Below are 25,954 nucleotides of genomic sequence, written 5' to 3' on the forward strand. Positions count from 1 at the left end.
ATCTCTTCCATATGCGGTTATTTCCGCATCAGTGACCGCTGCACCAGCATGGCGATGATGATGATCGCCCCTGGATCGCGCCGATCAGATATTCGCTGACGAAGTTGGACAGCAGCATGATGTTGCCGACGATCTCCAGAATGAAGGCGCCGCAGACCGTGCCCCAGATGCGGCCGACGCCGCCCCTCAGCGCCGTGCCGCCGACGACGACTGCGGTGATCGCCTGCAATTCCCAGAGAATGCCGGTCGTGGCCGAGGTCGAACCGAGACGCGGCACATAGATCAGTACCGCGACCGCGACGCAGAGCCCCTGCACCACATAGGCGATGGTGCGCACCCGCTGCACCGATATGCCGGAATAGCGTGCGACTTCCTCGTTCGACCCGACGGCGATCAGATGTCGCCCATAGCGCGTGCGGTAGAGCACGAAGGCGGCAAGCGCGGCGGTGACGAAGATGACGATGATCGGGATCGGAACGCCGAACACGTCACCGAAATAGACCGGCCGATAGAGCTGCTGCAGTTCGCGGTCCCTGAGCGTGATCGAACCGCCCTGGGACAGCCAGGTCGTCAGGCCGCGATAGATGCCCATCGTGCCGAGCGTTGCGATGAAGGGCTCGATCTTGCCGACCGTGGTGATCAGCCCGTTGGCGAGCCCGCAGGCGGCCCCGAGCGCCAACGCCACCAGCATGCCGGCAACCAGCATCATCATCGGGTCGGCGATGGCACCGGAATTCATGAACAGGATCATCAGGCTGGCGACAAAGGCGACCATCGATCCGACAGAGAGATCGAGCCCGCCCGACGAAATCACATAGGTCGCACCCAGCGCGATGATGGCAATAAAGGCGCTGCGGGTGATGACGTTGGTGAGGTTCGCCAGCGAAACGAAATTCGGGTTGGCGAAATAGCCGAGCACCAGAAGCAGCGCCAGCGCCACGAACGGCGCAATCGCCGCCATATCCCAGTCCTTGGAGGTCTTCGGCGCCTTGGAAGTGTCGGTTGCGACGCTGCTCATGCCGCCGCTCCTGCATTCACACCAGTCGCAAGCTGCACGATCTCGTTTTCGGTCATGTGTTCTCCCTGAACCTCGCCGACGATGCGGCCGCCGCGCATCACCAGGATGCGGTCGCAGATGCCGATCAGCTCCGGCATTTCGGAGGAGACGACGATGATCGAGCGTCCCTCCGCGGCCAGGCTGGCGATGAATTTGTAGATCTGTTCCTTGTTGCCGATGTCTATGCCGCGTGTCGGCTCGTCGATGATGACGACCTGAGGATCGAGCAGCATCATCTTGGCGAGCAGCAGCTTCTGCTGGTTACCGCCGGAAAGCTGGCCGGCAAGGATGTCCTTGGTGCCAGTGCGGATGTCGAAATCGCGGATTGCCTTGTCGAGCGCGTCGCCTTCGCCTTTGCGGTCGATCTGCAGGCCGCGGATGAACTTGCCGAGCGAGGCGAGCGTCAGGTTGACCCGCAGGTCCTTGGTGAGCAGCAGGCCCTTGCCCTTGCGGTCTTCCGACAGATAGGCGACGCCCGCCTTGAGGCTGGAATGCACGTCAGTGAAATGAACCGGCCGGCCGTTGAATCGTACCGCACCCTTGGCCGGCCGTAGTCCGACCAAGCCCTCCATCAACTCGGTGCGCCCCGCGCCGATCAGCCCGGCAAAGCCAAGGATTTCACCCTTTCGAAGCGTGAAGGCCGAATCACGCGCATAGCCCGGCACATCGAAGCCTTGCACCTCGAGCACCGTTTCGCTCGCTTCGGCGGCATGGCGGTCGGGGTAGAGCCTTGCCACATCGCGGCCGACCATCAGCCGCGCCATGTCGGCGGGCTGCAATTCCGAAGTCTCGTGAGAAGCCACAAGCCGCCCGTCGCGCAACACGGTGACACGGTCCGCAATCTCCTTCACCTCCGGCAAGCGGTGAGAAATGTAGAGCACACCGACACCCTTGGCGCGGATGTCGGTGATAACCTTGAGAAGCGCCTCGGTCTCATGCGGCGTCAGTGACGCCGTCGGCTCGTCGAAGATGACGACGCGATGCGGCACAAGCAGCACGCGGGCGATCTGCACCAGCTGTCTCTGGGCAATCGAAAGACGCGAGACAATGGCATTCGGGTCGATATCGGCGCCAAGATCCCGGATCGCCTTGGCGGCGCCCTCGTTCATCGTCTTGTCGTCGACAGTGAGCCCCTTGCCGAGTTCACGGCCGAGATAGATGTTCTGCGCCACGGTGAGATCCGGCGCTAGCAGGATTTCCTGGTGCACCAGCACGATGCCGTGCTTCTCCGCATCGACCGGACCGGAAAAGCTCACCGGCTGGCCATCAATCAGAAGCTCACCGCGCGTCGGCTGGTGATTGCCGGCGAGGATCTTCATCAGCGTCGACTTGCCGGCGCCGTTCTCGCCGATGATCGCGTGCACCTCGCCGGCCCGGACCGTGAGGCTGATATCCTTGAGCACCTCGACGATGCCGAATGTCTTGGAAAGACCGCGCGCCTCGAGAAGCGGCAGGGCAGATGACGTCGGCGTCGCGATCATGCCGCGAGCCCCAAAATGATAAGCGTCGTGAAGCTGCCGCCATGCGGCCTGCCCCCAACGCCTGCCTCCTCGCAAGCGATGTGGTGCACCTGAAGTCCTCCCTGGATTTCAGGCTATCGAAGATTCTGAGGTACGTAAAGCAGCTTTGCGCATCAACTCTCTGTCAGGACCGGTAGAGCACGATTTTCTCTCGATTGCCCCGACTACCGAGCGCTATTCTCGAATAATTGGCCGACGACTGAGAAGCTTCAGGCTGCGATCCGGCTCGATCCTGTAGGTTTCGTTGTAGGTAACGCCTTTGCTGTAGAAGTTGTGCTGGACGATACTGCCAACCGGCGCTTTCTTGAGTTTGGTTTTCGGCTGGGCTGGATAAACCAGACTGCCAGGGATCGGATCGATGGTGACAGCGTATGCTGCCGGCGCAAACGCTGCGCTTATGATGAAAGCCACTGCGAGAAAGATTTTCATGGTCAACTCCCTGGACGCCTATTCGGGAAATTCTGTCCCGACGACGGCTGATCTAGGCCGACCCGGCTTCAAGATCTTTTCAATCCTTCGCCACTTGGTTTGTATTGTAAGAATTTGCTGTGGCTGTCACTCCATCCGCAAAAACGCCTGCGGTTTTGACGGATAGCGACGCATGGAGCGGGAAGAGCCCAAGGGACGGCAGCCAATATTGCGTCAAAGGCACACCAGAAGCATGGGCCAAAACAGCCTACGGCCGCACCGGCAAGAGCGCGGTACGGCCATAGACAAAATCGCTATCGGCTTGAATGACGCCGGGCGCTAGACGTAGCGATTGACGACGTTTTCGAGATATTCCTGGCGGCCGGAAACGGGCTCGGGATTGATATTCTCGCGCTCCACCATGGCCGCGATGTCGTCGAGCTTGTATTCGCCGCGCAGCATCTTTTGCGCTTCGGGGCTATCCCACTTTTCGTAGCGGGCGCGCAGCGGCTTGGACAGCGCCTCGTCCTCGACCATCTTGGCGGCGGCCTTCAGGCCGCGGGCGCAGCAATCCATGCCACCGATATGGCCGACCAGCAGGTCTTCCGGATCGAGCGACTGGCGGCGCAGTTTCGCGTCGAAATTCGTGCCGCCGGTGGTGAAGCCGCCTGCCTGCAGGACCTGATAATAGGCAAGCGCCATTTCCGGTACGTTGTTGGGGAACTGGTCGGTATCCCAGCCGGACTGATAGTCGTTGCGGTTCATGTCGATCGAGCCGAACAGGCCAAAGGAATTGGCCATGGCCAGCTCGTGCTCGAAGGAATGGCCTGCGAGGATGGCATGGCCCTGCTCGATATTGAGCTTCACTTCCTTGTCGAGCCCATGCTTCTGCAGGAAGGCATAGACCGTCGAGACGTCATAATCGTACTGGTGCTTGGTCGGCTCCTGCGGCTTCGGCTCGATCAGGATCGTGCCCTTGAAACCGATCTTGTACTTGTATTCGACGACGAGATTGAGGAACCGGCCCATCTGGTCGAGTTCGCGCGAAAAGTCGGTGTTGAGGATCGTTTCATAGCCCTCGCGGCCGCCCCAAAGAACATAGTTATCGCCGCCGAGCTTCTTCGTCGCGTCCATGCAGGTCTTCACCGTCGCTGCGGCGAAGGCGAAGACATCCGGATCCGGATTGGTGGCGGCACCCGACATATAGCGCCGGTTGGAGAACATGTTCGCAGTGCCCCAAAGGAGCTTCACGCCCGTCTCGGCCTGCTTCTTCTCGAAATAGTCGACGATCTCGTTGAGGTTCTTCGTATTCTCCGCAAAATTATTGCCTTCCGGGCGTACGTCCGCATCGTGGAAACAGTAGAACGGCGCCCCGAGCAGCGAGAAGAATTCGAAGGCGACGTCAGCCTTCAGCTTCGCTGCTTCCATCGTGTCGGAGAACCAGGGGCGAAGAAAAGTCTGGCCGCCGAAGGGATCGCCGCCCGGCCAAGTGAACGAGTGCCAGTAGGCGATGGCGAAGCGCAGATGATCTTCCATCCGCTTGCCCGCGACCATCTCATCCGGGTTGTAGAAGCGGAAGGCGAGCGGATTGGTGCTGTCCGGCCCTTCATACTTGATCTTCGAAATATCGCCGAAAAAGCCTGTGCTCATTGGTATCTCCTCCTTGAGATTTGGTCATCAAACTCTTGCATCAATTTTTGAGGTACGTAAATCAGAAAATGACGTACGTACCTCATTTTGGATCTCGCTTGACAGCGCGGGACACTTCTAGCCTTTGCGTGCGCTGCAACCCTCCCCGCGAGCGGGGAGGAGTAATCCTTGGTTACGAAGCAATCGCCCGGATCGCCGGATAGGCCTTCCGGTAGCGCTGATATGCACCCTCATAAGCTTCCGAAAGCGCCGCCACCGGCTCGACCGTCGCATCCGTCTTCGGCGCTGTGCAGACGGAAATCGGATCGGCACCCGTCGCCGCAATCAGGCCGAGACGAGCAGCACCGAAGGCCGCTCCGAAATCGCCATCGGCCGGAATATCCACCGGCACACCGAGCGAGGTCGCGATCGACGACAGCCAGTAGCGCGACCGCGAACCGCCGCCGATGGCGGTGACGCGCGAGATCGAGGTGCCCGCCGATTTCAGCGCCTCGAGATTGTCGCGGATGGCGAAGGTGACGCCCTCGAGCACGGCCTGGGTCAGCACCACACGGCTCGACTCGTGCTCCAGCCCGAGGAAGGCGCCGCGGATGACGGCATCATTGTGCGGTGTGCGCTCGCCGGAGAGGTAAGGCAGAAAGGTCACGCCGGTCGGCGCCTTCAGCGTCTCGCCGAGTTCGCCGGAAAGCTCCGCTGCCGGCTTGCCCATCACCTTCGCATGCCAGTTGATCGCATCGGCGGCAGACAGGATGACGCCCATCTGGTGCCAGGTCTTCGGCAGCGCGTGGCAGAAGGCATGCACAGCGCTTTCCGGCTTCGGCAGGTAGGAGCCGTTAGCGGCAAACAGAACACCGGACGTGCCGAGCGAAACGAAGGCTTGGCCTTCCTCACCGTGCCCATGCCGCAGGCCGAAGCCGCATTGTCCCCCGCGCCGCCGGCAACGACCACATCACTGGTAATGCCCCAAGCCGACTTGAGCTCGCCGCGCAGCCTGCCGGCCTCGTCGGTGCCCTCGACCAGCGACGGCATCTGCTCTTCGGACAAGTCGGTGGCCGCCAGAAGCTCGGACGACCACTTGCGCGCACCGGTGTCGAGCCAGGACGTGCCGGCGGAATCGGACATTTCGGAAATGTGCTCGCCGGTCAGCCACAGGCGCAGGTAATCCTTAGGTAGCAGAACCTTGGCGACCTTGGCAAAAATCTCAGGCTCGTTCTTCTTCACCCAGGCAAGCTTCGGCGCAGTGAAGCCTGGGAAGACGATATTGCCGGTGATCTTGCGGAAGCGCGGATCAGCATCGAGGGCTGCGGCCTCGGCATGGGAACGGGTATCGTTCCACAGGATGCAAGGACGCAGCACCTTGTCGTCGGCATCAAGCAGCGTCGCGCCGTGCATCTGGCCGGAGAGGCCGATGCCTTTCACGGCAGAAAGTTCCGCCGGATGCGCCGCCTTCAACCCGGCGATCGCCTCTTCCGTGGCGCGGATCCAGTGCGCCGGGTCCTGTTCCGACCAGCCGGAATGCGGGCGCGATACGTCGAGTGCGCCGCTCGCCGAGCCGATGACCTTCTGATCGCCATCGATCAGCATCGCCTTGACGCCGGATGTGCCGAGATCGAGACCGAGATACATGCTGTCTTCTCCTTATGCGCCGCATTCTGCTGCGGCCTGTTTGTTTCGAACCTGCCGGCCCATGAGACCTGCCGCTTGCGGCAAGAGTTAGGGCAGGTTGTCCTTCAGGAATATGTCGATACGGATGCGCTCCTGTGCCGCGATGACCGGCAGCCCCTCGACCTTGGCCTTCAACACCCGGATGGCGCTGCGCACTTCATGCCCGGCATCCTGGTTGAGCACGGCATCGATCAGCCCTTCGGAAAGGCCCGCACGCGTCGTCTGGGTCAGTTCATGGGCGATGACGACCGGCCGCGTCTCCGGTTTCACATCCTTGAGCGCGCGCACCACGCCGCGATTGCCGGCGCCGAGGCTGTAGAGACCGATCACATCCGGGTAACGCCGCAAGGTCGCGGCGACAAGATCGGCCGCCAGAACCGGGTCGTCCAGCGCCTCCATGACGGGCAGGACGGCGAGCCGGGTAAAATCCTCCGCCATGACCGAGAGAAAGCCTTCCAGCCGCTCGCGGTGATCGCGCACCAGCATGGAACCGGCCACCACCGCAACGCGGCCGTCACGCCCATTGAGAAACCGACCGAGAAGATTAGCCGAGGTGCGCCCGGCCGCATGATTGTCGATACCGGCGAAATGCTCGCGCTCGGAACCCGGCAGGTCGGAAACCAGCGTGACGACGGCAATGCCGGCCTCACGCAGCCGCGCCACCGCCGCCTGCACCGCTTGGCTTTCCACCGCCACGAAGGCGACGCCATCCGGGTGATCATCGGCGATGTCATCAAGTGCCCTGGCAAGGGCCGCCGCATCGAAGGGCGGTACGTCGACGACTCGAAGTGTCGTGCGCTCCGCGCCTGACCGCAGCACCGCTTCCTGCACCTCTTCACGCAGACCGATCATGAAGGAGTTGTCGTTCTTGGGCAGCAGAAAGACGAAGGAATAGGTGCGCCCCTTAGCGAGGTTGGCGGCAGCGACATCGCGCACATAGCCGAGATTGGAGATCGCCTGTTCCACCCGCTCGCGGGTAATATGGCGCACGCCCGGCCGGCCATTGAGGACGCGATCGACCGTCGCGAGGCTGACGCCTGCGCTGCGCGCGATGTCATGAACGGTGGGCTTCATTAATTCCTCCAAGGAATTTCGTAGCCCACATTCTGAGGTACGTAAATCAGAAATTTTCGCAGCTTGCCGGATACGGAAAGGGGCCGCCACCTAAGTGACGACCCCTTCCGGCGGTGGTTCTCGTATTCGGGGATCAGTGGCCTCCACCACCACCCCCGCCGCCCTGTGGGGCGGGTTTCTCGATCATGGCGACGCCCAATATCATCAGGCCGAAGAGCACGGTCAGCATCAGGAAGACGTCGCTGAAGGACATCACGACCGCCTGCTGGGTAACCATGTTGACCATCCGGCGGATGGCACCGGTCGTGCCGTCGAGGCCGTAGGAATTCAGGTTGGACGCCATGTTGTTCAACTGGTCGAGCGCCATCGGATTGCCCCAGTCGAGTCCCTCGCGGATCCGCTCGTAGTGAACGTCCTGGCGGTTCGAAAGCAGCGTGCTGATAACCGCAAGGCCGACTGCACCGCCAAGGTTACGGGTCAGGTTGAACAGACCCGATGCGCCACGGATACGGGCCGGCGGCAGCGTGCCGAGCGCGATATTGTTGATCGGCACCATGCACATCATCAGGCCAAAGCCGCGCAGGATCTGCGGCAGGAACAGCTCGTAGAAGTCCCAGTCCGCCGTGATGCCGGTCATGATGTAGGTGCCGGATGCGAAGCTGATGAAGCCGAGCACCATCATCGCCCTCAGATCCATGATGGTCGACAGCTTGCCGGCGATCGGGGCGGTGAAGAACATCGCAAGACCCGAGACGAACATCGTCTCGCCGATCATCAGGCTGTCATAGCCACGGATACGGCCCAGATAGACCGGATAGATATAAGTCAGCCCGTAAAGCCCGATACCCATGACGAACGAGAAGATCGACCCGAAGGCGAAGTTCCTGTTCGTAAATGCAGTCAGGTCGACGATCGGGAATTCCGCGGTAAACGCCCTGTAGAAGAAGACGATGGCACCGAGAGCCGACGCGATCGCGCCGATGACGATCATGTGGTCGTTGAACCAGTCGTTAGAATTGCCCTCTTCGAGCACGTATTCCAGCGCGCCGAGGAAGACGCCCATGGAGAGCAATCCCCACCAGTCGAACTTCTTGATCAGCGAAAATTCCGGCTTGTCGAAGTCGATGAAATTCCAGGTCACGATGGTGACGATGATGCCGGGAATGATGTTGACCAGAAACAGCCAGTGCCAGGAAAACGCATTGGAGAGATAGCCGCCGACGGTCGGGCCGATGGTCGGTGCAAGCGTCGCGATCAGGCCGATGATCGGTGAGACGATGGCGCGCTTCGACGGCGGGAAAATGGTGAAGGCCGCCGCGAAGACCGACGGGATCATGCCGCCACCGATAAAGCCCTGGATGGCGCGGTAAACGATCATCTGGTCGATGTTCGATGCAGTTGCGGCGAGCGCACTCGCCGCCGTGAACCCGGCCGCCGAAAAGGCGAACAGGTAACGCGTCGAGACGACGCGCGCCAGCGTGCCCGACAGCGGAATCATGATGACTTCGGCGATCAGGTAAGACGTCTGCACCCAGCCGATCTCGTCCGAGCCGGCAGAAAGGCCAGCCTGGATTTCGGCAAGCGATGCCGAAACGATCTGGATGTCGAGGATCGACATGAACATGCCGAGCACCATCGCGAAGAAGGCGATGAGCCGGCGCGGATCCATGCTGTCCGTCGCCTGGGAGGGCGCGGAAGGGATCGATCCTGCTGTGGTTGTTGCGCTCCCGGCCATGGGGACCACCTCCGCCCTGCCATGAGGGCCAAATGGGACGTCCGGCCCTCGAAGAGCGAGGGCCGGTAAAGGGTTAGTTGTTCGGTGCCGTGCGAGTATCGACGTCGACGACGACGCTCAGACCGGCACGAAGACGGCCGGTATCGAGCGCATCCTGCGGCAGGGCGATGCGCACCGGCACGCGCTGGATGATCTTGGTGAAGTTGCCCGTCGCGTTTTCCGGCGGCAGCAGCGAGAAGACCGAGCCGGAAGCAGGCGACAGCGATTCCACCGTGCCTTCGATCGCATGGTCGTCATAGGCGTCGACATGCACCTTCACCTTGGAGCCGGGCACCAGATGCTGGATCTGCGTCTCTTTGAAGTTGGCATCGACATAGAGCTGGCGGGTCGGCACGATCGCCATCAGCCGCTGGCCGGGCGATACGAGATCGCCTTCCTGCACCGAGCGATTGCCGACGATGCCGTCGTAAGGCGCCTTCAGGACGGTGAAGGACAGGTCGCGGGCAGCCTTGTCACGCTGGATTTCCAGAGTCCGGACCTGGCCTTCGGCCTCGCGGCGCTGGGCTTCCAGAATGGTGATATTGGCCTGCGCCGACTTGATCGATGCATCGCCGCCGACGAGGTTTGCCTTGGCCTGATCGAGCGCGACATCTGCACTGTCGAGATCGGCGGCCGTACCGACCGACTTGGCGGCCAGTTCCGTCTGTCGCTTCTGGGTGATCTCGGCACCGCGGACCGCAGCCTGGAGAGCGACCTTGGAAGCCTGAGCCTGGGCAAGACTTGCCTGCGCGCCTTCGACCTGCGCATCGATGCGCGACAGGGCCAGCTTTTCCGTCTCGATCTGGGCATTCGCCTGGTCGAGCGCGTTCTCGTAGTCGCCATTGTCGAGCGTGATCAGCACATCGCCGGCCTTGACCTGCTGGTTGGCGACGACATTGACCTTGGAGACGAAGGCGGTGACCTTCGGCGTGATCGTGGCGATATCGCCTTCGATATAGGCATCATCGGTCGAAACCATGAAACGACCGGTCGTCCACCATTCATAGCCGTACCATGCACCGCCGGCCAGGAGGCCGAGCAGGATGATCGGCAGGATCACGCCGCGCTTCTTCTTCGTCGGAGCGGCGGCGGCCGGAGCTGCGGCCGGTGGCGTGGCGCCGGGCTGTGCCGGTGCTTCACCCGGGGCAGCCGGCTCGCCTTTGCGCGCTTCGGCTTCGTTCACTTCTGCTTCGTCCTTCAGGGCGTCGTCGTTCGTCACTGCGCGCAGAGCGCCCGTGTTCTGTGATGCCGTCATCGTCGTAACCACTGTTCAAGAAAGAAAGGAACCAATCGAACCGATCAGTTCGAAGCGTTGACATAACGAGTTCCTTAGCACATATCAAGCACTCATCGAACCGATCGGTTCGAAAAAGATCGGAAAATTAGAGAATGACGTTAAAAGGGTTAAAGAAGGTCTCGGACAAGGAGGAGTCCAGAGCCAAGGTATCGAAGGCCGCGGGCCGGTTCGCGGCCGGAGAAGACCCGGCCAAGCGCGAGCAGATCCTCGAAGGCGCCAAGCGCGTGTTCATGCGGATGGGCTTCGATGCTGCGAGCATGAACGACATCACGCGCGAGGCCGGCGTCTCGAAGGGCACGATCTATGTCTATTTCCAGAACAAGGAGGACCTGTTCGCCGCCATGGTCGAGCAGGAGCGCGCCATCTTTCTGGCGACCATCCGCTCGGTTCTCGCGACAGGCGACGACATCGAGAAGAGCCTCTACGATTTCGGCGTCTCTTTCCTCACTCACATGACCGAGGAAAAGGTGATCAACGCGATGCGCACCGTGCTCGGTGTTCGCGAGCGCATGCCCGACCTGTGTCGCCGCTTCTTCAAGGGACCGGAAAATCTGCGCACCGTCATGCGCGACTTCCTGACCAAACAGGTTGATGCGGGTGTCCTGAAGATCGACGATATCGAACTCGCGGCCGGACAATATATCGATCTGGTAAGTGGCGGTTACTTCAAGCTTCGCCTGTTCGGCACGATCGAAGACGCCCCTCAGCCACAGAGGTCGACCGCGTCATTAATGGTGCAGTCTTCGTTTTCATGGCGGCCTACGGTTGCAATAACAAATCCGTGATCGAAAAAACGCCTTGATCCGGTCAAAATTATCCTGAGCTTATTCAACCTGATCTTGTCTTTGACGCCGTTGTCCTTACATCGGGCGGGCGTTTTGCGCCCTTTGATTGAAAACAGGAGAGATGGATGGATATTGCAGCGCTGTTAGCAGACCCGGGGGCCTGGGTAGCGCTCGTTACACTCGTGGTCATGGAAGTCGTGCTCGGCATCGACAACCTGATCTTCATTTCCATCCTGACCAACAAGCTGCCGCCCGAGCATCGTGAGAAGGCCCGCAAGATCGGTATCGGTCTTGCCCTGATCATGCGCCTCGGCCTGCTCGGCACCATCGCCTGGATCGTTCAGCTCACCAACCCGATCTTCGAAGCCTTCGGTCATCCCTTCTCCTGGAAGGACCTGATCCTGATCGCCGGTGGTCTCTTCCTCGTCTACAAGGCGACCAAGGAAATCCACCACTCGGTGGACGTCATCGACCACAAAGAAGATATGGTCGGCGCGGGCTCGGAAGTGGTCAAGATGAGCTTCGCCTCGGCGATCGGCCAGATCCTGATCCTCGACCTCGTCTTCTCGATCGACTCGATCATCACCGCCGTCGGCATGACCCCGCACCTGCCGATCATGATCGTCGCCGTCGTTGCCGCCGTCACCGTGATGCTGCTTGCAGCGACCCCGCTCGCCAACTTCATCGAGCGCAACCCGACCATCGTCATGCTGGCCCTCGGCTTCCTGCTGATGATCGGCGCGACCCTGATCGCCGAAGGTTTTGGCGTCCACGTGCCGAAGGGCTACATCTACGCCGCCATGGCTTTCTCAGCACTCGTCGAGGCGCTCAACATGTTCTCCCGCAACGCCAAGGCCAAGAACAAGGCCCGCGGCGGTGGCGGCGACACGATGCACTGATAAAGACGAAGGGCGCCTCTGGCGCCCTTTTCTTTAGTTCCTCAAGCCTTCGCCAATTCCCGATTCACCGCCTCAACCAGACGGCTGTCGTCGGCCGTCACATCCGGTGCGAAACGGGCAACGACCTTGCCGTTCCGTCCGATCAGGAACTTCTCGAAATTCCAGACGATCTCGCCGGCGGGAACTTCGACGCCGTAGGCCTTGAGCTTTTCCTTCATCGGGCCGTCTCCAGTCGTCGGCACTGGAGAGCGTGTCAATTCCACATAGAGGGGATGTTTTGCATCGCCCTTTACCGAAATCTTCGAATAGATCGGGAATTTCACGTCATAGGTCAGCTGGCAGAATTCAACGATTTCCGCATCCGTGCCCGGCTCCTGCCCCATGAAATCATTGGCCGGGAAGGCCGTGATGACGAAGCCATGCTCTTGCTTGTCCTCGTAGAGTTTTTCCAGACCTTCATACTGCTTGGTCAAACCGCATTTGGAGGCGACGTTGACGACAAGCATCACCTTGCCCCTGTGTTCGGCAAGCGTAGCCCGCTGCCCGTCGGTGCGGGTGACGGGAATGGTCAGAATGTCGGTCATGAAAGCCTCCTGTAAATCAGACGCCATCAATCTATTGGGCATGCGCATATTGTCCAGCGCGATGGGAGGAGCCAACCAACGAAACGCTCGGCCGTTTGAAACCTCTTTGCTTCTGGGGCATTATCGCGTCACTCGAATGCCTTCCCCCAGACGGCCCTGCCGATCGCATTTCTCTCCGGAGCAGCATGACCACCCAGCAGATCCTCGCTTTTTCCGTCATCGCCGTGATGATGGCAGTCTTTATCTGGGACCGTTTCCGCTATGACGTCGTCGCCTGCTGCGCGCTTGTTCTCGCGGTGGCACTTGGCGTGGTCCCGACCGACAAGGCATTTTCCGGCTTCTCCGACGACATCGTCATCATCGTCGGCAGCGCACTCGTGGTGTCGGCCGGCGTCGCCCGCTCAGGCATAGTCGATACCGCGATCAAGAAGTTCTTCCCCAACCTCAACACGCTGCACACGCAGCTGGCGCTGCTGATGATCGTCGTGGCCGTGCTCTCGGCCTTCATCAAGAATATTGGCGCACTCGCCATCATGATGCCGGTCGCCTTCCAGTTCGCCAAGAAGTCCGGCGCATCGCCGTCGAAGTACCTGATGCCGATGGCCTTTTCCGCCCTGCTCGGCGGCCTGATGACGCAGATCGGCACCTCGCCGAACATCGTCGTCTCGCGCATCCGCGAGGAGCTGACCGGCCAGTCCTTCACCATGTTCGACTTCACCCCGATGGGTGGGATTCTCTGTATCGTCGGCATCATCTTCCTTCTGTTCTTCCATTGGCTGGTACCGAGCCGGATGAAGGAAAACAGCTCGATGGAAGAGGCCGTCGAGATCAAAAACTACACGTCCGAAGCATCCGTCGTGGCGGAATCGACGGTTGTTGAAAAATCGATGGGCGACCTCCTGAAACTCGGCGATGGCGAAGTCATCGCCACCGCGGTTCTGCGCGGCGCCCGCCGCATGTCGCCCTTCCCGGACCTGAAGCTGCGCGAAGGTGACGTGGTTCTCCTCGAAGGTCCGTCGGCGGCGCTCGACCGTGTCGTCTCCGGCGCAAAACTGCAGCTCTCCGGCAAGCCGCTGACGGGCGAACAGGCGCAGGGCGACGTCATTTCCGTCGAAGCGATCATCGGTCAGGATTCTCCGCTTCGCGGGCTTTCCGCCAAGGAGCTGGCGCTGTCCTATACGCGCGGGGTCAACCTTCTGGCAATCAGCCGCCATGGGGAGAGAGTGCGCGAACGCCTCGGCAGCCTGACGCTCGCCGCCGGCGACGTGCTGGTGCTGCAGGGCTCCCGCAAGACCATGCCGACCGTGATGCAGGATTTCTCCCTCCTGCCGCTCGCCCAGCGGGAAGTGCTGCTCGGCACCCGCCGTCGCGCCTTCATCCCGCTTGTCATCCTCGTGCTCGCCATGGGCGCCACGGCTGTCGGTCTCGCGCCGGTTCCAGTCGCCTTCTTTGCCGCAGCCCTAGGCATGGTCGTCTTCCGCGCCATTCCCCTTACCGATTTCTACAAGTCTGTTGATGGACCGATCCTCGTCATGCTGGCGGCACTGATCCCGGTTTCAGATTCACTTCGAACCACCGGCGGCAGTGACCTGATCGCCGGCTGGCTCGGCAATGTCGCTGCAACCCTGCCCGCCTGGGGCGCGCTCGGTCTGATCCTCGTCACCGCCATGGCGGTCACACCGTTTCTCAACAATGCGGCGACGGTGCTGGTCATGGGCCCGATTGCGGCGAGCTTTGCCACCAATCTCGGCTTCAAGCCGGAAGCCTTCCTGATGGCGGTAGCAATCGGAGCCGGCTGCGATTTCCTCACCCCCGTCGGCCACCAGTGCAACACGCTGGTCTTCGGCCCGGGCGGCTACAAGTTCTCCGACTACCCCCGCCTCGGCCTGCCGCTCTCCTTCCTCATCATCCTCGTCAGCATTCCCGCACTACTCTGGGTATGGCCCGTAAGCTGAGCGCCAAGGGAGGCCGACGCCCAAAAACCTTGACGCTTCTGCCTGAATATGGCCTAAGCCTGCCCCAATCCCTATTCTTGGAACAGGCTTGGCGCGGCATCCCGCGCCTTCAGTTAGAGCAGCACGATGATCAATCCTACGCCCCGCGTCCGCATCGCCCCTCGCCCACTGGCGAGCCGCATGTCGGCACTGCCTATATTGCCCTCTTCAACTACCTCTTTGCAAAAAAGCACGGCGGCGAGTTCATCTTGCGCATCGAGGATACCGATGCCACCCGCTCGACGCTGGAATTCGAAGAGCGCGTTCTCGATGCGCTGAAATGGACCGGCCTGAAATGGGCTGAAGGCCCGGATGTCGGCGGCCCTTACGGTCCGTACCGCCAGTCCGAGCGCAAGGACATGTACCAGCCTTACGCACAGGACCTGCTCAACAAGGGCCATGCCTTCCGCTGCTTCTGCACGCCCGAGCGGCTTGAGCAGATGCGCGAGGGCCAGCGCGCCGCCGGCAAGCCGCCGAAATACGATGGTCTCTGTCTGCATCTGACGGCGGAAGAAGTCACCTCCAAGATGGCCGCCGGCGAAAGCTCCGTCGTGCGCATGAAGATCCCGACCGAGGGTTCCTGCGATTTTACCGACGGCGTTTACGGCGACGTGTCGATCCCGTGGGATTCGGTCGATATGCAGGTGCTCATCAAGGGCGACGGCATGCCGACCTATCACATGGCCAACGTCATCGACGACCACCTGATGAAGATCACCCACGTCGCCCGCGGCGAGGAGTGGCTTGCATCGGTGCCGAAGCACATCCTGCTCTATCGCTATTTCGGCTGGGAAGCGCCGGTCTGGATGCACCTGTCGCTGATGCGCAATGCCGACAAGTCCAAGCTGTCCAAGCGCAAGAACCCGACCTCGATCAGCTATTACTCGGCGCTCGGCTACCTGCCGGAAGCGCTGATGAATTTCTTGGGCCTGTTCTTCGTGCAGATTGCCGAAGGCGAAGAGCTGCTGACCATGGAAGAGCTGATCGGCAAGTTCGATCCGGAAGCGCTCTCCAAGGCCGGCGCCATCTTCGACCTGCAGAAGCTCGACTGGCTGAACGGCCGCTGGCTGCGCGAAAAGCTCTCGCCGGAAGAATTCGTTGCCCGTACGCTCGAATGGGCAATGGAAAACCAGCGCCTGACCGAGGGCCTGAAGCATTCGCAGAGCCGCGTCTCGAAGCTCGGCGACCTGCCGAACCTTGCCGGCTTCCTGCTGGCTGCCGACGTCAACCTGACGCCGGCATCCTTCGCGGGCCTGAAAACCTCGCCGGAAGACACGCTTCTCATCATCAACACGGTCCAGGCCGACATCGAAAAGATGATCGAATGGAACGTGGAAGCGATCGACGCCGAACTGCGCGCCGTTGCCGACAAGCTGGAGAAGAAGCTGCGCGTCGTCACGCCGCCGCTGTTCATCGCCATGTCTGGCTCGCAGAGGTCGCTGCCGCTGTTCGATAGCATGGCCATCCTCGGCCGCTCGGTGGTACGCCAGCGTTTGAAGATTGCAGCCGCTGTCGTTTCATCCATGGTGGGCGACGGGAAGTAAGAATTGCGGAGGTGAACCTAGCTCACCTCCCTCATTCCTGTGCCTGTCGCAGGAATCCAGCCACGGCGCGTCTGCGCCGTGAAAGAATGCATTAAGTCTCCCGCGCCCAAAGACTTGGACGCACTGGATTCCTGTGACAAGCACAGGAATGAGGGATACGGAGATCTCTGGCCGGCGCGGCCACGCCGCAACAGGATTTGAACACGATGACCGACACCAAGACCGAAACCGCCCTCTCCTCCGACGCCACCGAAGTGCGCGCCCAGAAGCTTGCCAAGCTGCGCGAAACCATCGGCGACGTCTATCCGGCGCATTTCCACCGCACGATGACCAATGCCGAGCTGGCTGCGAAATATGCAGAGCTCGCGGATGACACCGAGACCGAGGACACCGTCACCGTTGCCGGCCGCGTCTACTCCTCGCGCAATTCGGGCATGTTCATGGACATCCATGACGCATCCGGAAAAATCCAGATTTTCTCCCACAAGGATGTGACGCCGGAAGAAGCCCGCAGCATGCTGGCCATGATCGACCTCGGCGACATCATCGGCGTCACCGGCACAGTGCGCCGCACCAAGCGTGGCGAACTGTCGATCAACGCCAAGGAAATCACGATGCTGACCAAGTCGCTTCTCCCCATGCCGGAGAAGTGGAACGGTATCGCAGACATCGAGATCCGCTACCGCAAGCGCCATCTCGACATCATGAGCAACGATGAATCGAAGCTCCGCTTCCAGCAGCGCTCGAAGATCGTCTCCGGCATCCGCCGCTTCATGGAAGAAGACGGCTTCATGGAAGTCGAGACGCCGATGCTGCATTCCGTCTATGGCGGCGCGACGGCTGATCCGTTCAAGACCCACCACAACACGCTGAAGCAGGACATGTACCTGCGCATCGCGCCGGAACTGTTTTTGAAGCGCACGCTGGTCTCGGGCCTCACCGACAAGGTGTTCGAGATCAACCGCAACTTCCGCAACGAAGGCGTCTCGACCCGGCACAATCCTGAATTCACCATGATGGAATGCTACTGGGCCTATGCCGACTACGAGGACATCATGGACCTCGTCGAGCGCCTGTTCGCCGAACTGGCGATGAAGATCCACGGCTCGACCGAGTTCATGTACGGCGACAAGGAAATGTCATTCAAGGGCCCGTTCAAGCGCGTGCCGATGCCCGACGCCGTCAAGGAAGTCACCGGCATCGACTTCCTCGCCATGAAGACCGACGAGGAAGCCCGCACCGCCGCCAAAGCCGCCGGCTTTGAAATCGAGAAGGACTGGACCTGGGGCGAATGCCTGGCCTTCATCTTCGAAGAAAAGGTCGAGGGCACGCTGATCCAGCCGAGCCACGTCACCCATTTCCCGAAGGATATCTCGCCCTTCGCCAAGGAAGTGACGGGCGAACCGCGCCTCGTCGAGCGTTTCGAGACCTATTGCAACGCCTGGGAACTGGGCAACGCCTTCTCCGAACTGAACGACCCGGAAGAGCAGCGCAAGCGCATGGTCGAGCAGCTGGAACAGGCCCATGCCCGTGGCGAAAAGGACAAGCAGCTGGACGACGAGTTCCTGGACGCGATCGATCAGGGCATGCCGCCCGCCGGCGGCCTCGGCATCGGCGTCGACCGCCTGACCATGCTGCTCACCAACGCCCCGTCGATCCGCGACGTCATCCTGTTCCCGGCCCGCAAGGCTAAGGCGGACTGAGCATAGCGAATGAAACGAAAAATGCCGCCGATCGATCTCGGCGGCATTTTCTATTCGGGCTTCAGGAGACTAAGCCGGTTTCGGATGAAAATAGGATTGGTCGCGAACCGCGGCGTCCGCAAATATCCCGAAAGCCTGGATGACCTTGCCGGCCGGAAGGTCGATGTTGCGCGCGACACCGCTTCCCTTGAGAACCGCACCGCGTCTGTCCGGCTCCGGCTCTCTGTATGTACCGCCCGCTCCAAGCATGCAGTTTTGCATCCGGATCGGGCCGAGGACCTGCGCCCCGCGGCCAATCGAGTTGTCGAGCGTCAGCGAGCCTCCGCCTAACAGTCTCGCACCGTCGCCGACCTCGATAACACAAGTGCCACCTTCCGCCTTGATGGTAAATCCGCCCTCTTCGCCTATTTCCGCATCCCTGCCGACGACGACTTTCCCGCCCTTGGCCACGATCCGCGTGTTCGGATAGAGTTGCGTGCCTTCGCCAACGGCAAGATGTCCGCCATCACCGAGTTCAACGATGACGGACGGCCAGAGTGTTACCCCGCGAGACAGGATGACGTTTGGAGAAATCAGCGTGGAGCACGGATCGAGAGCGATGACACCTTTCTCGATAAGCGCCGAGGTTTCGCCGATGGATAGAAACCCCGCTCGCCTACGCGCTGTGTCCGTCAAAGCGGATATCAATGACCGGCACCTTCCGCTTTGGGTGCAGCCTGTTGGGCTCTGAACTTCTCCAGCCATGCGGCACCGGCGGCATCGGCCTCATTCGGACCATCAGCCTTCGCCTCCGCGTGTTCGCCCTCCGGCTTGGCTTCGGATGTATCGTGAGCCTCGGAACGAATCTCGTCCTTCGCGTCCGACTCCGACCACCGCTTGCCGCCTTCGGCTGATGTTCTCGGCTCCGACGCGGGCTCATGCGACTGTTCGCCAGCCTGCTCGACCTCGTGGCCGGCATCGGCCTTGGCTTCCTCGTGCGCAGCGCCACCAGCCTCCTCGGATGAACCACCGAAGATCATTCCTTTGACCTGATCCAGGAAGCCCTGCTCTTCGGCCGACTTTTCCGCTTCGGTTGCTGTCTCGGGATGTGCGGTTTCGGCAGGCTTAGTAGCGTGGGCGGGCTTGGCGGCCTGCTCGTCATGATCGTCACCGGTCTCGACGGTTGTCGCATGTCCTTCTGAGGCCGGCTCCGAGGCCTTCGCCGCATCGTGACTACGATCGGCCTTAGCGTCGGGGGCGTATGACCGGCCTCCGCTGCGGCACCATGGCCTTGTGCCGGGGCGCTCGCATGCTCGCCACCTTCGACGCCGTGTTCCGGCTTCGCCTCTTCCTTCGATCCGAAGAACATGCCGGTGACCGAACTCAGGAAGCCGCCGGCTTCCTTGCGGCTACTTCTTCGCCATGCCCTTCAGCCGGCGCGATTTCATGCCCTTCGGCAACAGGAGTCTCGCCATGCTCAGGCGCTTCGCCATGACCTGCCGGTGCCTCGCCGTGGCCGCCAGCCGCCTCGCCATGCTCGGCGGGCTTCATGATACCATGGCCGCTCTTCGTCACCGGAAGATGCGCGCCTTCGGCCGGTGCGGGATCGATACAGTCCGCCTTGTCGGTCAGCTTGGCTTCCAGATGCTCGACATCTTCCAGCGGCAGGTCGATGCGCATGCCGAAATACTCGCCCTTGGCGGTCGGCGTGCCATCGAGATAATAGGCGGAGTAATTTACGGCCGCTGCCCCTTCCGGCACCTTGGCGAGATCGGGAATATACACGACCTGCGCGGCGATCATCCGGCCACGCATGGCGGCGCGATCCTTCGGACCTGCCTTGTCGATCATGGCGATCTGGACGAGATCGGCCTTCTCTTTGGCCTGGACAGCACGCGCAACGCGCAGCGCGGTTCTGAGGCGGGACATCCCGTCACCTTCCTCGTCACTGGTGACGTATTTACGCACCCAGTAGCGCTGGTCCTTCTTGCTCTTGACGGTCTGAAGCGTGGTGCATGCGAGACCGTTGAGATCGCGATAGGAGGGCCCGAGAATCCTGTCGGCACCGATCAGTACGGCCGCTGCACCGCTGGCGCCGCACAATAGCAGTGCGCCGCCCAGAATGAGCACGAATTTCTTCGACAGCCGGATCTTCATTCGCCGAAACCCGGCATGCTCAACTCCACTTACGCAATACAAGTCATGGAATACCGGAAAGCACTATCGTCCAATCCTATTGAGGAAGGTTTAAGCGATAGCCTGAGCGTACCCGCAGCGATATCGCTCGTGCCGCCCTGGAATGACCATTATTGCGAATGACTTGCAATAGCAATTGACAGTCAAAAATTCGGCGTTAGATTAGATTGCAAATGACTTGCAACTGCACATATGATGGAGCCCATGATCTTTAGACGCCTTGCACTTCTCGCCGCCGTCATCGCCCTTCCCTTCGCCGTCCAGGCCCAGGAAAAGCCGAAGGTCGTCACCACCTTCACCATCATCGCCGACATGGCGAAGAACGTCGCCGGCGATGCCGCCACCGTCGAGAGCATCACCAAGCCCGGCGCGGAAATTCATAACTACCAGCCGACGCCGCGCGACCTTTGCGCGCCCGTGATGCGGACCTCGTGCTGCGTAACGGTCTCAATCTCGAGCTCTGGTTCGAACGCTTCCTCCAGAACCTCGGGGACGTGAAGAATGTCACGGTCTCGGATGGCGTGACCCCGATGCCCATCGCTGGCGGCGCCTATGAGGGCAAGCCCAACCCGCATGCCTGGATGTCGCCGGAAAACGCGGTCATCTATGTCGAGAACATCCGCAAGGGCCTGACCGAGATCGACCCGGCCAATGCCGAGACATATGCCGCCAACGCCAAGGCCTATACGGACAAGATCCGTGCCCAGGTTCAGCCGATCCGCGATACATTGGCAAAACTGCCGGAAGCCCAGCGCTGGCTGGTGACGAGCGAAGGCGCCTTCTCCTATCTCGCCCGCGATTTCGGCCTGCACGAACTCTATCTCTGGCCGGTCAATGCCGACAGCCAGGGCACACCGCAGCAGGTGCGCGCCGTGATCGACGCGATGCGCAAGCATGACGTGAAGGTAATCTTTTCCGAAAGCACCGTTTCCGACAAGCCTGCCAAGCAGGTCGCGTCAGAAACCGGCGCGGCCTATGGCGGCATCATCTACGTGGACTCGCTGTCCGAAGAAGACGGCCCTGTGCCGACCTATCTCGACCTCCTGAAGGTCACCACTGAAACCATAGCCAAAGGCCTCTCCTCATGATGATGGGCAAAACCAGGTCGGCGCCCGCCGGCCTGAAGCTCGAGAATGTCAGCGTCGCCTACCGCAACGGCCACACGGCGCTCAAGCATGCCAGTTTCGAAGTGCCGAAGGGCACCATCACCGCCCTCGTCGGCGTCAACGGTGCCGGCAAATCGACCCTGTTCAAGGCGATCATGGGCTTCGTCACCCTCAACGAGGGCTCGGTCGAGATCCTCGGCCTTCCGGCCCGCGAGGCGTTGAAGAAGAATCTCGTCGCCTACGTGCCCCAGTCGGAAGAAGTAGACTGGAATTTCCCGGTCCTGGTCGAAGACGTCGTGATGATGGGCCGCTACGGCCACATGAATTTCCTCCGCATCCCCTCCCGCCGCGACCACGACATGGTCACCGAGGCGCTGAAGCGGGTGAACATGGAGGAATATCGCAAGCGCCAGATCGGCGAACTTTCCGGCGGTCAGCGCAAGCGCGTTTTCCTTGCCCGGGCACTCGCCCAGGAAGGCCAAGTCATCCTGCTCGACGAACCCTTCACCGGCGTCGACGTGACCACCGAGGAACAGATCATCGCGCTCCTGAAGGCGCTGCGCGACGAAGGCCGCGTCATGCTGGTTTCGACCCACAATCTCGGCAGCGTGCCGGATTTCTGCGACCGCACCGTCTTCGTCAAGGGCACGGTTCTCGCTTACGGCAGGACCGAGGATACGTTCAACGAGGCCAATCTCGAAAAGGCCTTCGGCGGCGTGCTGCGCCACTTCATCCTCGGCGGCGCCGACCTGCATGACGACGAGGATCCCCGCCACGTCAAGGTCTTCACCGATGACGAGCGCCCCTTCGTCACCTACGGCAACGGCACGCAAAAAGCCAAGTCGAAGCGGAAGAAAAAGGAAAGCGTCGATGCTCCAGACGCTTCTTGAGCCTTTCACCTACGGCTACATGCTCAACGCCATCTGGGTCTCGGCCTTGGTCGGCGGGGTCTGCGGCTTCCTCTCCGCCTATCTGATGTTGAAGGGCTGGTCGCTGATCGGCGATGCGCTCTCCCATTCCATCGTTCCGGGCGTTGCCGGCGCCTATATGCTCGGCCTGCCGTTCTCCATCGGCGCGTTTCTTTCAGGCGGTCTCGCCGCGCTCACCATGCTCTTTCTCAACCAGCGCACGCGGCTGAAGGAAGACGCGATCATCGGGCTGATTTTTACCTCCTTCTTCGGGCTTGGCCTGTTCATGGTGTCGCTGTCGCCGACCTCGGTCGACATCCAGACCATCGTCATGGGCAATGTGCTTGCCATCTCCCCGGGCGACACGCTGCAGCTCGTCATCATCGGCGGTGTCAGCCTCGTCGTGCTGGCGCTCAAGTGGAAGGACCTGATGGTCGCCTTCTTCGACGAGAACCACGCCCGCACCATCGGCTTGCGACCCGACGCGCTGAAGGTGATGTTTTTCGCCCTGCTCGCCGCTTCCACCGTCGCCGCCATGCAGACGGTCGGCGCCTTCCTCGTCATCGCCATGGTGGTGACCCCTGGCGCCACCGCCTATCTGCTGACCGATCGCTTCCTGCGCGTCATCCTGATGGGCCTCGGCATCGGCGCCGCGACCAGCTTTCTCGGCGCGTACCTGAGCTATTTCCTCGACGGCGCCACCGGCGGCATCATCGTCGTGCTGCAGACCGCGATCTTTCTCATCGCCTTCGTCTTTGCACCGAAACACGGCATGCTCGCTTCCCGCCGCCGGCTGAAAGCCTCGCTGGAAGAAACCGCGCCTGAAGCCACTCCGCCAAAGCAGGCAATCCAGGAGGGCGCGGCATGAGCGAAACGATCGAACTCCTCCTCTTCCCCTTCCAGATCGACTTCATGCGGACCGCTTTCGCAGTCACGCTGATGATCGCTCTCCCGATGGCGATCCTCTCCTGTTTCCTGGTGCTCAAGGGATGGTCGCTGATGGGCGATGCGGTCTCCCACGCCGTGCTGCCGGGTGTCGTCATTGCCTATATGCTGGCGATCCCCTTCTCCATCGGAGCCTTCGTCGCCGGCATGGTCTGCGCGCTGATGACCGGCTTTCTGAAGGAAAACAGCCGCATCAAGGAAGACACCGTGCTCGGTATCGTCTTCTCCGGCATGTTCGGTCTCGGCCTGGTGCTTTACGTCAACGTCCAGGCCGACGTGCATCTCGATCACATCCTGTTCGGCGACATGCTCGGCATACTGCCGTCGGACCTGATCGAAACGGCGCTGATCGCGATCGCCTCGACGATCTTCCTCGTCATCTTTCGCAAGGACCTGCTGGTTCATGCTTTCGACGAGCAGCACGCCAAGGCGATCGGACTGCCGACGCGGCTTCTGCATTACGGCCTGCTGACGGTACTGTCATTGACGGTGGTCGGAGCACTGAAGGCGATCGGCATCATCCTGTCGGTGGCGCTCCTGATCGCCCCCGGCGCCATCGCCTTCCTGCTGACGCGCCGGTTCACGGCGATGATGCTCACGGCAATCGCGGTAGCGCTCGGCTGCTCGCTTGCCGGTATCTACATCGCCTTCTTCCTCGACAGCGCCCCCGCCCCCACCATCGTGCTTCTGATGACCGCGACATTCTTTGTCACCTTCATTCGCACCATGCTGCAGGCCAGACGCGCAACGGCATAAAAGACAAGCGGGCATATGCCCGCTTGTCTTTTACCGGATCCGGGTATATACCCACGAGCATGTCGAACGATACATGTCACTGTGTCCTGTTGCGCAAGGCGACCCGTAAGGTCTCGTCCTATTATGACGAGGCGCTGGCGCCGCTTGGCGTCAATATCGGCCAGTTCAGCATGCTGAGAAACATCCGCCGCACGGAACCGGTATCGCTCACCGACCTCGCGCACCGGCTCGACCTCGACCGCTCGACGGTCGGACGCAACGCCAAGGTGCTGGCCCGGATGGAATTGATCGAGATCGGCCACGGAGATGATCAGCGCGAAGCTGTTCTGACGGTAGGACCGAAGGGCCATGAGGTTCTCGAAAAAGGCGCCCCTCTGTGGGATGGCGTTCAGGACGAGATCGATGACCGCCTCGGCGCCGACAAGGCGAGACAGTTGCAGGAACTGCTCGCCGCCCTCTGATTTTTGAACCACAAGCGGGCATATACCCGCAGATTTTGAACCGCCTTATGGCCCCTGGCTACGAATGAGGACCAACGCATGATCTCCAATGGCGTCGCCGGCTGGATGGCGAAGAGAAACCTTCACTACGGATGGGTGGTCGCCGCGACAACCTTCCTCACCATGCTGGCGACGGCGGGCTCGATGGGGTCGGCCGGCGTGATGATCCAGCCGCTGCACCAGGAATTTGGTTGGGACATTGCCGACATTTCCACCGCCATGGCCGTGCGTCTTGTGCTCTTCGGCCTGCTCGGTCCCTTCGCCGCCGCCTTCATGAACCATTTCGGCGTCCGCCAGGTGGTTTCCACTGCACTCGCCATGATCATGTTCGGCATCGTCGCCTCGCTGTTCATGACAGAGATCTGGCAATTGCTGCTGCTCTGGGGCCTCGTCATCGGCGTCGGCACCGGCATGACGGCACTGGTGCTCGGCGCAACCGTCGCCAGCCGCTGGTTCACCAAGCGCCGCGGCCTCGTCATCGGCCTGATGACGGCCAGCAACGCCACCGGCCAGCTGATCTTCCTGCCCATCCTGGCAAGCCTGACGGAAGCCTATGGCTGGCGCACGGCGCTGACCTTGACCGTCGCAGTCCTTGCCACCGCCTTCGCACTCGTCTTCCTGCTGATGCGCGACCACCCCGCCGATGTCGGCCTTCCCGCCTATGGCGAGACAACGGTATCGAAGCCGCCGAAGCAGGATCACAAGCTCCTCGCCACGCTGGTCTCCCCACTCGTTACGCTGAAGAGTGTATCCAGCAATCCGGTCTTCTGGGTCCTGTTCGGCACCTTCTTCGTTTGCGGCCTTTCAACTAACGGCCTGATCCAGACCCACTGGATTTCGATCTGCGGGGATTTCGGCATGGCTGCGGTCACCGCCGCAAGCACGCTCGCCGTCATCGGCATATTCGACTTCTTCGGTACGATCTTCGCCGGCTGGCTCTCGGACCGGTTTGACAACCGCGTCCTGCTATTCTGGTTCTACGGCCTGCGCGGCCTGTCGCTGATCTACCTGTCCTTCTCAGGCTTCAGCTTCATCGAACTCTCCGTCTTTGCCGTCTTCTACGGCCTCGACTGGGTCGCGACTGTGCCGCCGACGGTCAAGCTCGCCGCCGAGAATTTCGGCCGCGAAAAGGCCGGGCTCGTCTTCGGATGGGTCTTTGCCGGCCACCAGCTGGGCGCTGCCACCGCAGCCTTCGGCGCCGGTTTCTTCAAAAGCGATTTCGACACCTACATGCCCGCCCTGCAGATCGCCGGCGTCATGTGCATGCTTGCGGCCATCGCCGTCATGCTGCTGAAAAAGCCCGGCTCGGCAACCATAGTGCCGCAAGCCGCCTGATTGCACTCTAGTCGGGCCGGCAGTCGATGCCGGCCCCACCCTTGCGCAGAGCGCCTTTTGAGGCGCGGCTGTCGCTCGCGCCCCTGAAAGCCTCCATCGTCAGGCTCAGATAGAAGCCTGCGATAATGACCAGCAACAGTGCCATGGCAACCGCGTTGAGCATACCGGCATAGGTGTGAAATTCGTTCATAGTCTCTGTCTCCGATCCTTGTCCGATAGGATCGAGATCTACAGACCGTTTTGACACCGGTGTTTTCAGCTTTGTTGCAGATTAT

At 61.2% G+C, this 25,954-nt stretch carries 20 protein-coding genes and 4 pseudogenes; 11 read left to right on the top strand and 13 right to left on the bottom strand.

What is annotated here, in order from left to right; genetic code table 11:
* Window positions 1-17 precede the first annotated feature (17 nt).
* From N7E02_RS10135 to N7E02_RS10170, 8 genes and pseudogenes are all read right to left on the bottom strand, one after another.
* Window positions 18-1,018, bottom strand: a pseudogene (locus tag N7E02_RS10135) (ABC transporter permease).
* Window positions 1,015-2,538: a sugar ABC transporter ATP-binding protein gene (locus N7E02_RS10140; RefSeq protein WP_286581770.1), complete on the bottom strand. Its 1,524-nt coding sequence runs from the start codon at window positions 2,536-2,538 to the stop codon at window positions 1,015-1,017. The pseudogene N7E02_RS10135 and the gene N7E02_RS10140 overlap by 4 nt, the downstream one beginning before the upstream one ends.
* Before the next feature lie 213 nt (window positions 2,539-2,751).
* Window positions 2,752-3,006, bottom strand: coding sequence for a hypothetical protein (locus N7E02_RS10145; RefSeq protein ID WP_286581771.1), 255 nt, complete (start codon window positions 3,004-3,006; stop codon window positions 2,752-2,754).
* A gap of 318 nt (window positions 3,007-3,324) precedes the next feature.
* Entirely contained in the window at window positions 3,325-4,635 is a 1,311-nt protein-coding gene (gene xylA / locus N7E02_RS10150) for a xylose isomerase (protein ID WP_286581772.1), read from the bottom strand.
* Between the two features lie 172 nt (window positions 4,636-4,807).
* Window positions 4,808-6,261, bottom strand: a pseudogene (gene xylB, locus N7E02_RS10155) (xylulokinase).
* A gap of 87 nt (window positions 6,262-6,348) precedes the next feature.
* Complete coding sequence (locus tag N7E02_RS10160) at window positions 6,349-7,374, bottom strand: LacI family DNA-binding transcriptional regulator (RefSeq protein ID WP_286581774.1); 1,026 nt, start codon at window positions 7,372-7,374, stop codon at window positions 6,349-6,351.
* Window positions 7,375-7,507: 133 nt separating this feature from the next.
* Window positions 7,508-9,109 (bottom strand): DHA2 family efflux MFS transporter permease subunit, encoded by a 1,602-nt coding sequence (locus N7E02_RS10165; RefSeq protein WP_286581775.1) that lies wholly within the window; start codon window positions 9,107-9,109, stop codon window positions 7,508-7,510.
* A gap of 73 nt (window positions 9,110-9,182) precedes the next feature.
* A complete protein-coding gene (locus tag N7E02_RS10170; RefSeq protein WP_286581777.1) occupies window positions 9,183-10,403 on the bottom strand; it encodes an HlyD family secretion protein in 1,221 nt (406 codons plus the stop codon).
* 134 nt (window positions 10,404-10,537) lie between these two features.
* Here N7E02_RS10170 and N7E02_RS10175 point away from each other — a divergent pair.
* Window positions 10,538-11,247: pseudogene (locus tag N7E02_RS10175) on the top strand (TetR/AcrR family transcriptional regulator C-terminal domain-containing protein).
* A 108-nt stretch (window positions 11,248-11,355) separates the two neighbouring features.
* On the top strand, window positions 11,356-12,129 hold the full coding sequence (locus N7E02_RS10180; protein ID WP_286581779.1) for a TerC family protein: 774 nt from the start codon (window positions 11,356-11,358) through the stop codon (window positions 12,127-12,129).
* Between the two features lie 41 nt (window positions 12,130-12,170).
* Here the strand turns inward: N7E02_RS10180 and N7E02_RS10185 are convergent, their stop codons facing one another.
* Window positions 12,171-12,713, bottom strand: coding sequence for a glutathione peroxidase (locus N7E02_RS10185; protein ID WP_286581780.1), 543 nt, complete (start codon window positions 12,711-12,713; stop codon window positions 12,171-12,173).
* 185 nt (window positions 12,714-12,898) lie between these two features.
* On the opposite strand from N7E02_RS10185, the gene N7E02_RS10190 reads away from it, so the two are divergent.
* The 3 genes from N7E02_RS10190 to lysS all read left to right on the top strand — a co-directional run bounded on the left by N7E02_RS10190 (window position 12,899) and on the right by lysS (window position 17,954).
* Window positions 12,899-14,668, top strand: coding sequence for an SLC13 family permease (locus N7E02_RS10190; protein WP_286581782.1), 1,770 nt, complete (start codon window positions 12,899-12,901; stop codon window positions 14,666-14,668).
* A gap of 98 nt (window positions 14,669-14,766) precedes the next feature.
* Window positions 14,767-16,251 carry a glutamate--tRNA ligase gene (gene gltX / locus N7E02_RS10195; RefSeq protein ID WP_353622904.1) on the top strand — a complete coding sequence of 495 codons (1,485 nt, stop codon included), beginning with the start codon at window positions 14,767-14,769 and terminating at the stop codon, window positions 16,249-16,251.
* A gap of 206 nt (window positions 16,252-16,457) precedes the next feature.
* A complete protein-coding gene (gene lysS / locus N7E02_RS10200; protein WP_286581783.1) occupies window positions 16,458-17,954 on the top strand; it encodes a lysine--tRNA ligase in 1,497 nt (498 codons plus the stop codon).
* Between the two features lie 69 nt (window positions 17,955-18,023).
* Here lysS and N7E02_RS10205 read toward each other — a convergent pair whose 3' ends face one another.
* The 3 genes from N7E02_RS10205 to N7E02_RS10215 form a co-directional block, all read right to left on the bottom strand.
* Entirely contained in the window at window positions 18,024-18,629 is a 606-nt protein-coding gene (locus N7E02_RS10205) for a hypothetical protein (protein WP_286581785.1), read from the bottom strand.
* 8 nt (window positions 18,630-18,637) lie between these two features.
* A complete protein-coding gene (locus N7E02_RS10210; RefSeq protein ID WP_286581786.1) occupies window positions 18,638-18,973 on the bottom strand; it encodes a hypothetical protein in 336 nt (111 codons plus the stop codon).
* Between the two features lie 343 nt (window positions 18,974-19,316).
* Window positions 19,317-20,090, bottom strand: coding sequence for a hypothetical protein (locus tag N7E02_RS10215; protein WP_286581789.1), 774 nt, complete (start codon window positions 20,088-20,090; stop codon window positions 19,317-19,319).
* A 243-nt stretch (window positions 20,091-20,333) separates the two neighbouring features.
* Between N7E02_RS10215 and N7E02_RS10220 the strand changes: the two are divergent.
* The 6 genes and pseudogenes from N7E02_RS10220 to N7E02_RS10245 all read left to right on the top strand — a co-directional run bounded on the left by N7E02_RS10220 (window position 20,334) and on the right by N7E02_RS10245 (window position 25,679).
* Window positions 20,334-21,217, top strand: a pseudogene (locus tag N7E02_RS10220) (metal ABC transporter substrate-binding protein).
* Window positions 21,214-22,125 (top strand): manganese/iron ABC transporter ATP-binding protein, encoded by a 912-nt coding sequence (locus N7E02_RS10225; protein WP_374730684.1) that lies wholly within the window; start codon window positions 21,214-21,216, stop codon window positions 22,123-22,125. The pseudogene N7E02_RS10220 and the gene N7E02_RS10225 overlap by 4 nt, the downstream one beginning before the upstream one ends.
* Window positions 22,106-23,011 (top strand): metal ABC transporter permease, encoded by a 906-nt coding sequence (locus tag N7E02_RS10230; RefSeq protein WP_286581791.1) that lies wholly within the window; start codon window positions 22,106-22,108, stop codon window positions 23,009-23,011. Before N7E02_RS10225 ends, N7E02_RS10230 begins: the two co-directional genes overlap by 20 nt.
* Entirely contained in the window at window positions 23,008-23,844 is an 837-nt protein-coding gene (locus N7E02_RS10235; RefSeq protein WP_286581792.1) for a metal ABC transporter permease, read from the top strand. The genes N7E02_RS10230 and N7E02_RS10235 overlap by 4 nt, the downstream gene beginning before the upstream one ends.
* Before the next feature lie 59 nt (window positions 23,845-23,903).
* Window positions 23,904-24,305 (top strand): MarR family winged helix-turn-helix transcriptional regulator, encoded by a 402-nt coding sequence (locus N7E02_RS10240; RefSeq protein WP_286581794.1) that lies wholly within the window; start codon window positions 23,904-23,906, stop codon window positions 24,303-24,305.
* A gap of 78 nt (window positions 24,306-24,383) precedes the next feature.
* Window positions 24,384-25,679: an MFS transporter gene (locus tag N7E02_RS10245; protein ID WP_286581796.1), complete on the top strand. Its 1,296-nt coding sequence runs from the start codon at window positions 24,384-24,386 to the stop codon at window positions 25,677-25,679.
* A 7-nt stretch (window positions 25,680-25,686) separates the two neighbouring features.
* Here N7E02_RS10245 and N7E02_RS10250 read toward each other — a convergent pair whose 3' ends face one another.
* Window positions 25,687-25,869, bottom strand: a complete 183-nt coding sequence (locus tag N7E02_RS10250) for a hypothetical protein (protein ID WP_286581798.1) — start codon at window positions 25,867-25,869, stop codon at window positions 25,687-25,689.
* Window positions 25,870-25,954 lie beyond the last annotated feature (85 nt).

Source organism: Terrirhizobium terrae (genome assembly GCF_030323265.1).
GTDB lineage: Bacteria > Pseudomonadota > Alphaproteobacteria > Rhizobiales > Rhizobiaceae > Neorhizobium.

Excerpts from the sequence above, each read along its gene's own strand:
- N7E02_RS10140 (WP_286581770.1), bottom strand. The coding sequence starts at position 2,538 with ATGATCGCGACGCCGACGTCATCTGCCCTGCCGCTTCTCGAGGCGCGC.
- N7E02_RS10145 (WP_286581771.1), bottom strand. The coding sequence starts at position 3,006 with ATGAAAATCTTTCTCGCAGTGGCTTTCATCATAAGCGCAGCGTTTGCG.
- xylA (WP_286581772.1), bottom strand. The coding sequence starts at position 4,635 with ATGAGCACAGGCTTTTTCGGCGATATTTCGAAGATCAAGTATGAAGGG.
- N7E02_RS10160 (WP_286581774.1), bottom strand. The coding sequence starts at position 7,374 with ATGAAGCCCACCGTTCATGACATCGCGCGCAGCGCAGGCGTCAGCCTC.
- N7E02_RS10165 (WP_286581775.1), bottom strand. The coding sequence starts at position 9,109 with ATGGCCGGGAGCGCAACAACCACAGCAGGATCGATCCCTTCCGCGCCC.
- N7E02_RS10170 (WP_286581777.1), bottom strand. The coding sequence starts at position 10,403 with ATGACGGCATCACAGAACACGGGCGCTCTGCGCGCAGTGACGAACGAC.
- N7E02_RS10180 (WP_286581779.1), top strand. The coding sequence starts at position 11,356 with ATGGATATTGCAGCGCTGTTAGCAGACCCGGGGGCCTGGGTAGCGCTC.
- N7E02_RS10185 (WP_286581780.1), bottom strand. The coding sequence starts at position 12,713 with ATGACCGACATTCTGACCATTCCCGTCACCCGCACCGACGGGCAGCGG.
- N7E02_RS10190 (WP_286581782.1), top strand. The coding sequence starts at position 12,899 with ATGACCACCCAGCAGATCCTCGCTTTTTCCGTCATCGCCGTGATGATG.
- lysS (WP_286581783.1), top strand. The coding sequence starts at position 16,458 with ATGACCGACACCAAGACCGAAACCGCCCTCTCCTCCGACGCCACCGAA.
- N7E02_RS10210 (WP_286581786.1), bottom strand. The coding sequence starts at position 18,973 with ATGATCTTCGGTGGTTCATCCGAGGAGGCTGGTGGCGCTGCGCACGAG.
- N7E02_RS10215 (WP_286581789.1), bottom strand. The coding sequence starts at position 20,090 with ATGAAGATCCGGCTGTCGAAGAAATTCGTGCTCATTCTGGGCGGCGCA.
- N7E02_RS10225 (WP_374730684.1), top strand. The coding sequence starts at position 21,214 with ATGATGATGGGCAAAACCAGGTCGGCGCCCGCCGGCCTGAAGCTCGAG.
- N7E02_RS10230 (WP_286581791.1), top strand. The coding sequence starts at position 22,106 with ATGCTCCAGACGCTTCTTGAGCCTTTCACCTACGGCTACATGCTCAAC.
- N7E02_RS10235 (WP_286581792.1), top strand. The coding sequence starts at position 23,008 with ATGAGCGAAACGATCGAACTCCTCCTCTTCCCCTTCCAGATCGACTTC.
- N7E02_RS10240 (WP_286581794.1), top strand. The coding sequence starts at position 23,904 with ATGTCGAACGATACATGTCACTGTGTCCTGTTGCGCAAGGCGACCCGT.
- N7E02_RS10245 (WP_286581796.1), top strand. The coding sequence starts at position 24,384 with ATGATCTCCAATGGCGTCGCCGGCTGGATGGCGAAGAGAAACCTTCAC.
- N7E02_RS10250 (WP_286581798.1), bottom strand. The coding sequence starts at position 25,869 with ATGAACGAATTTCACACCTATGCCGGTATGCTCAACGCGGTTGCCATG.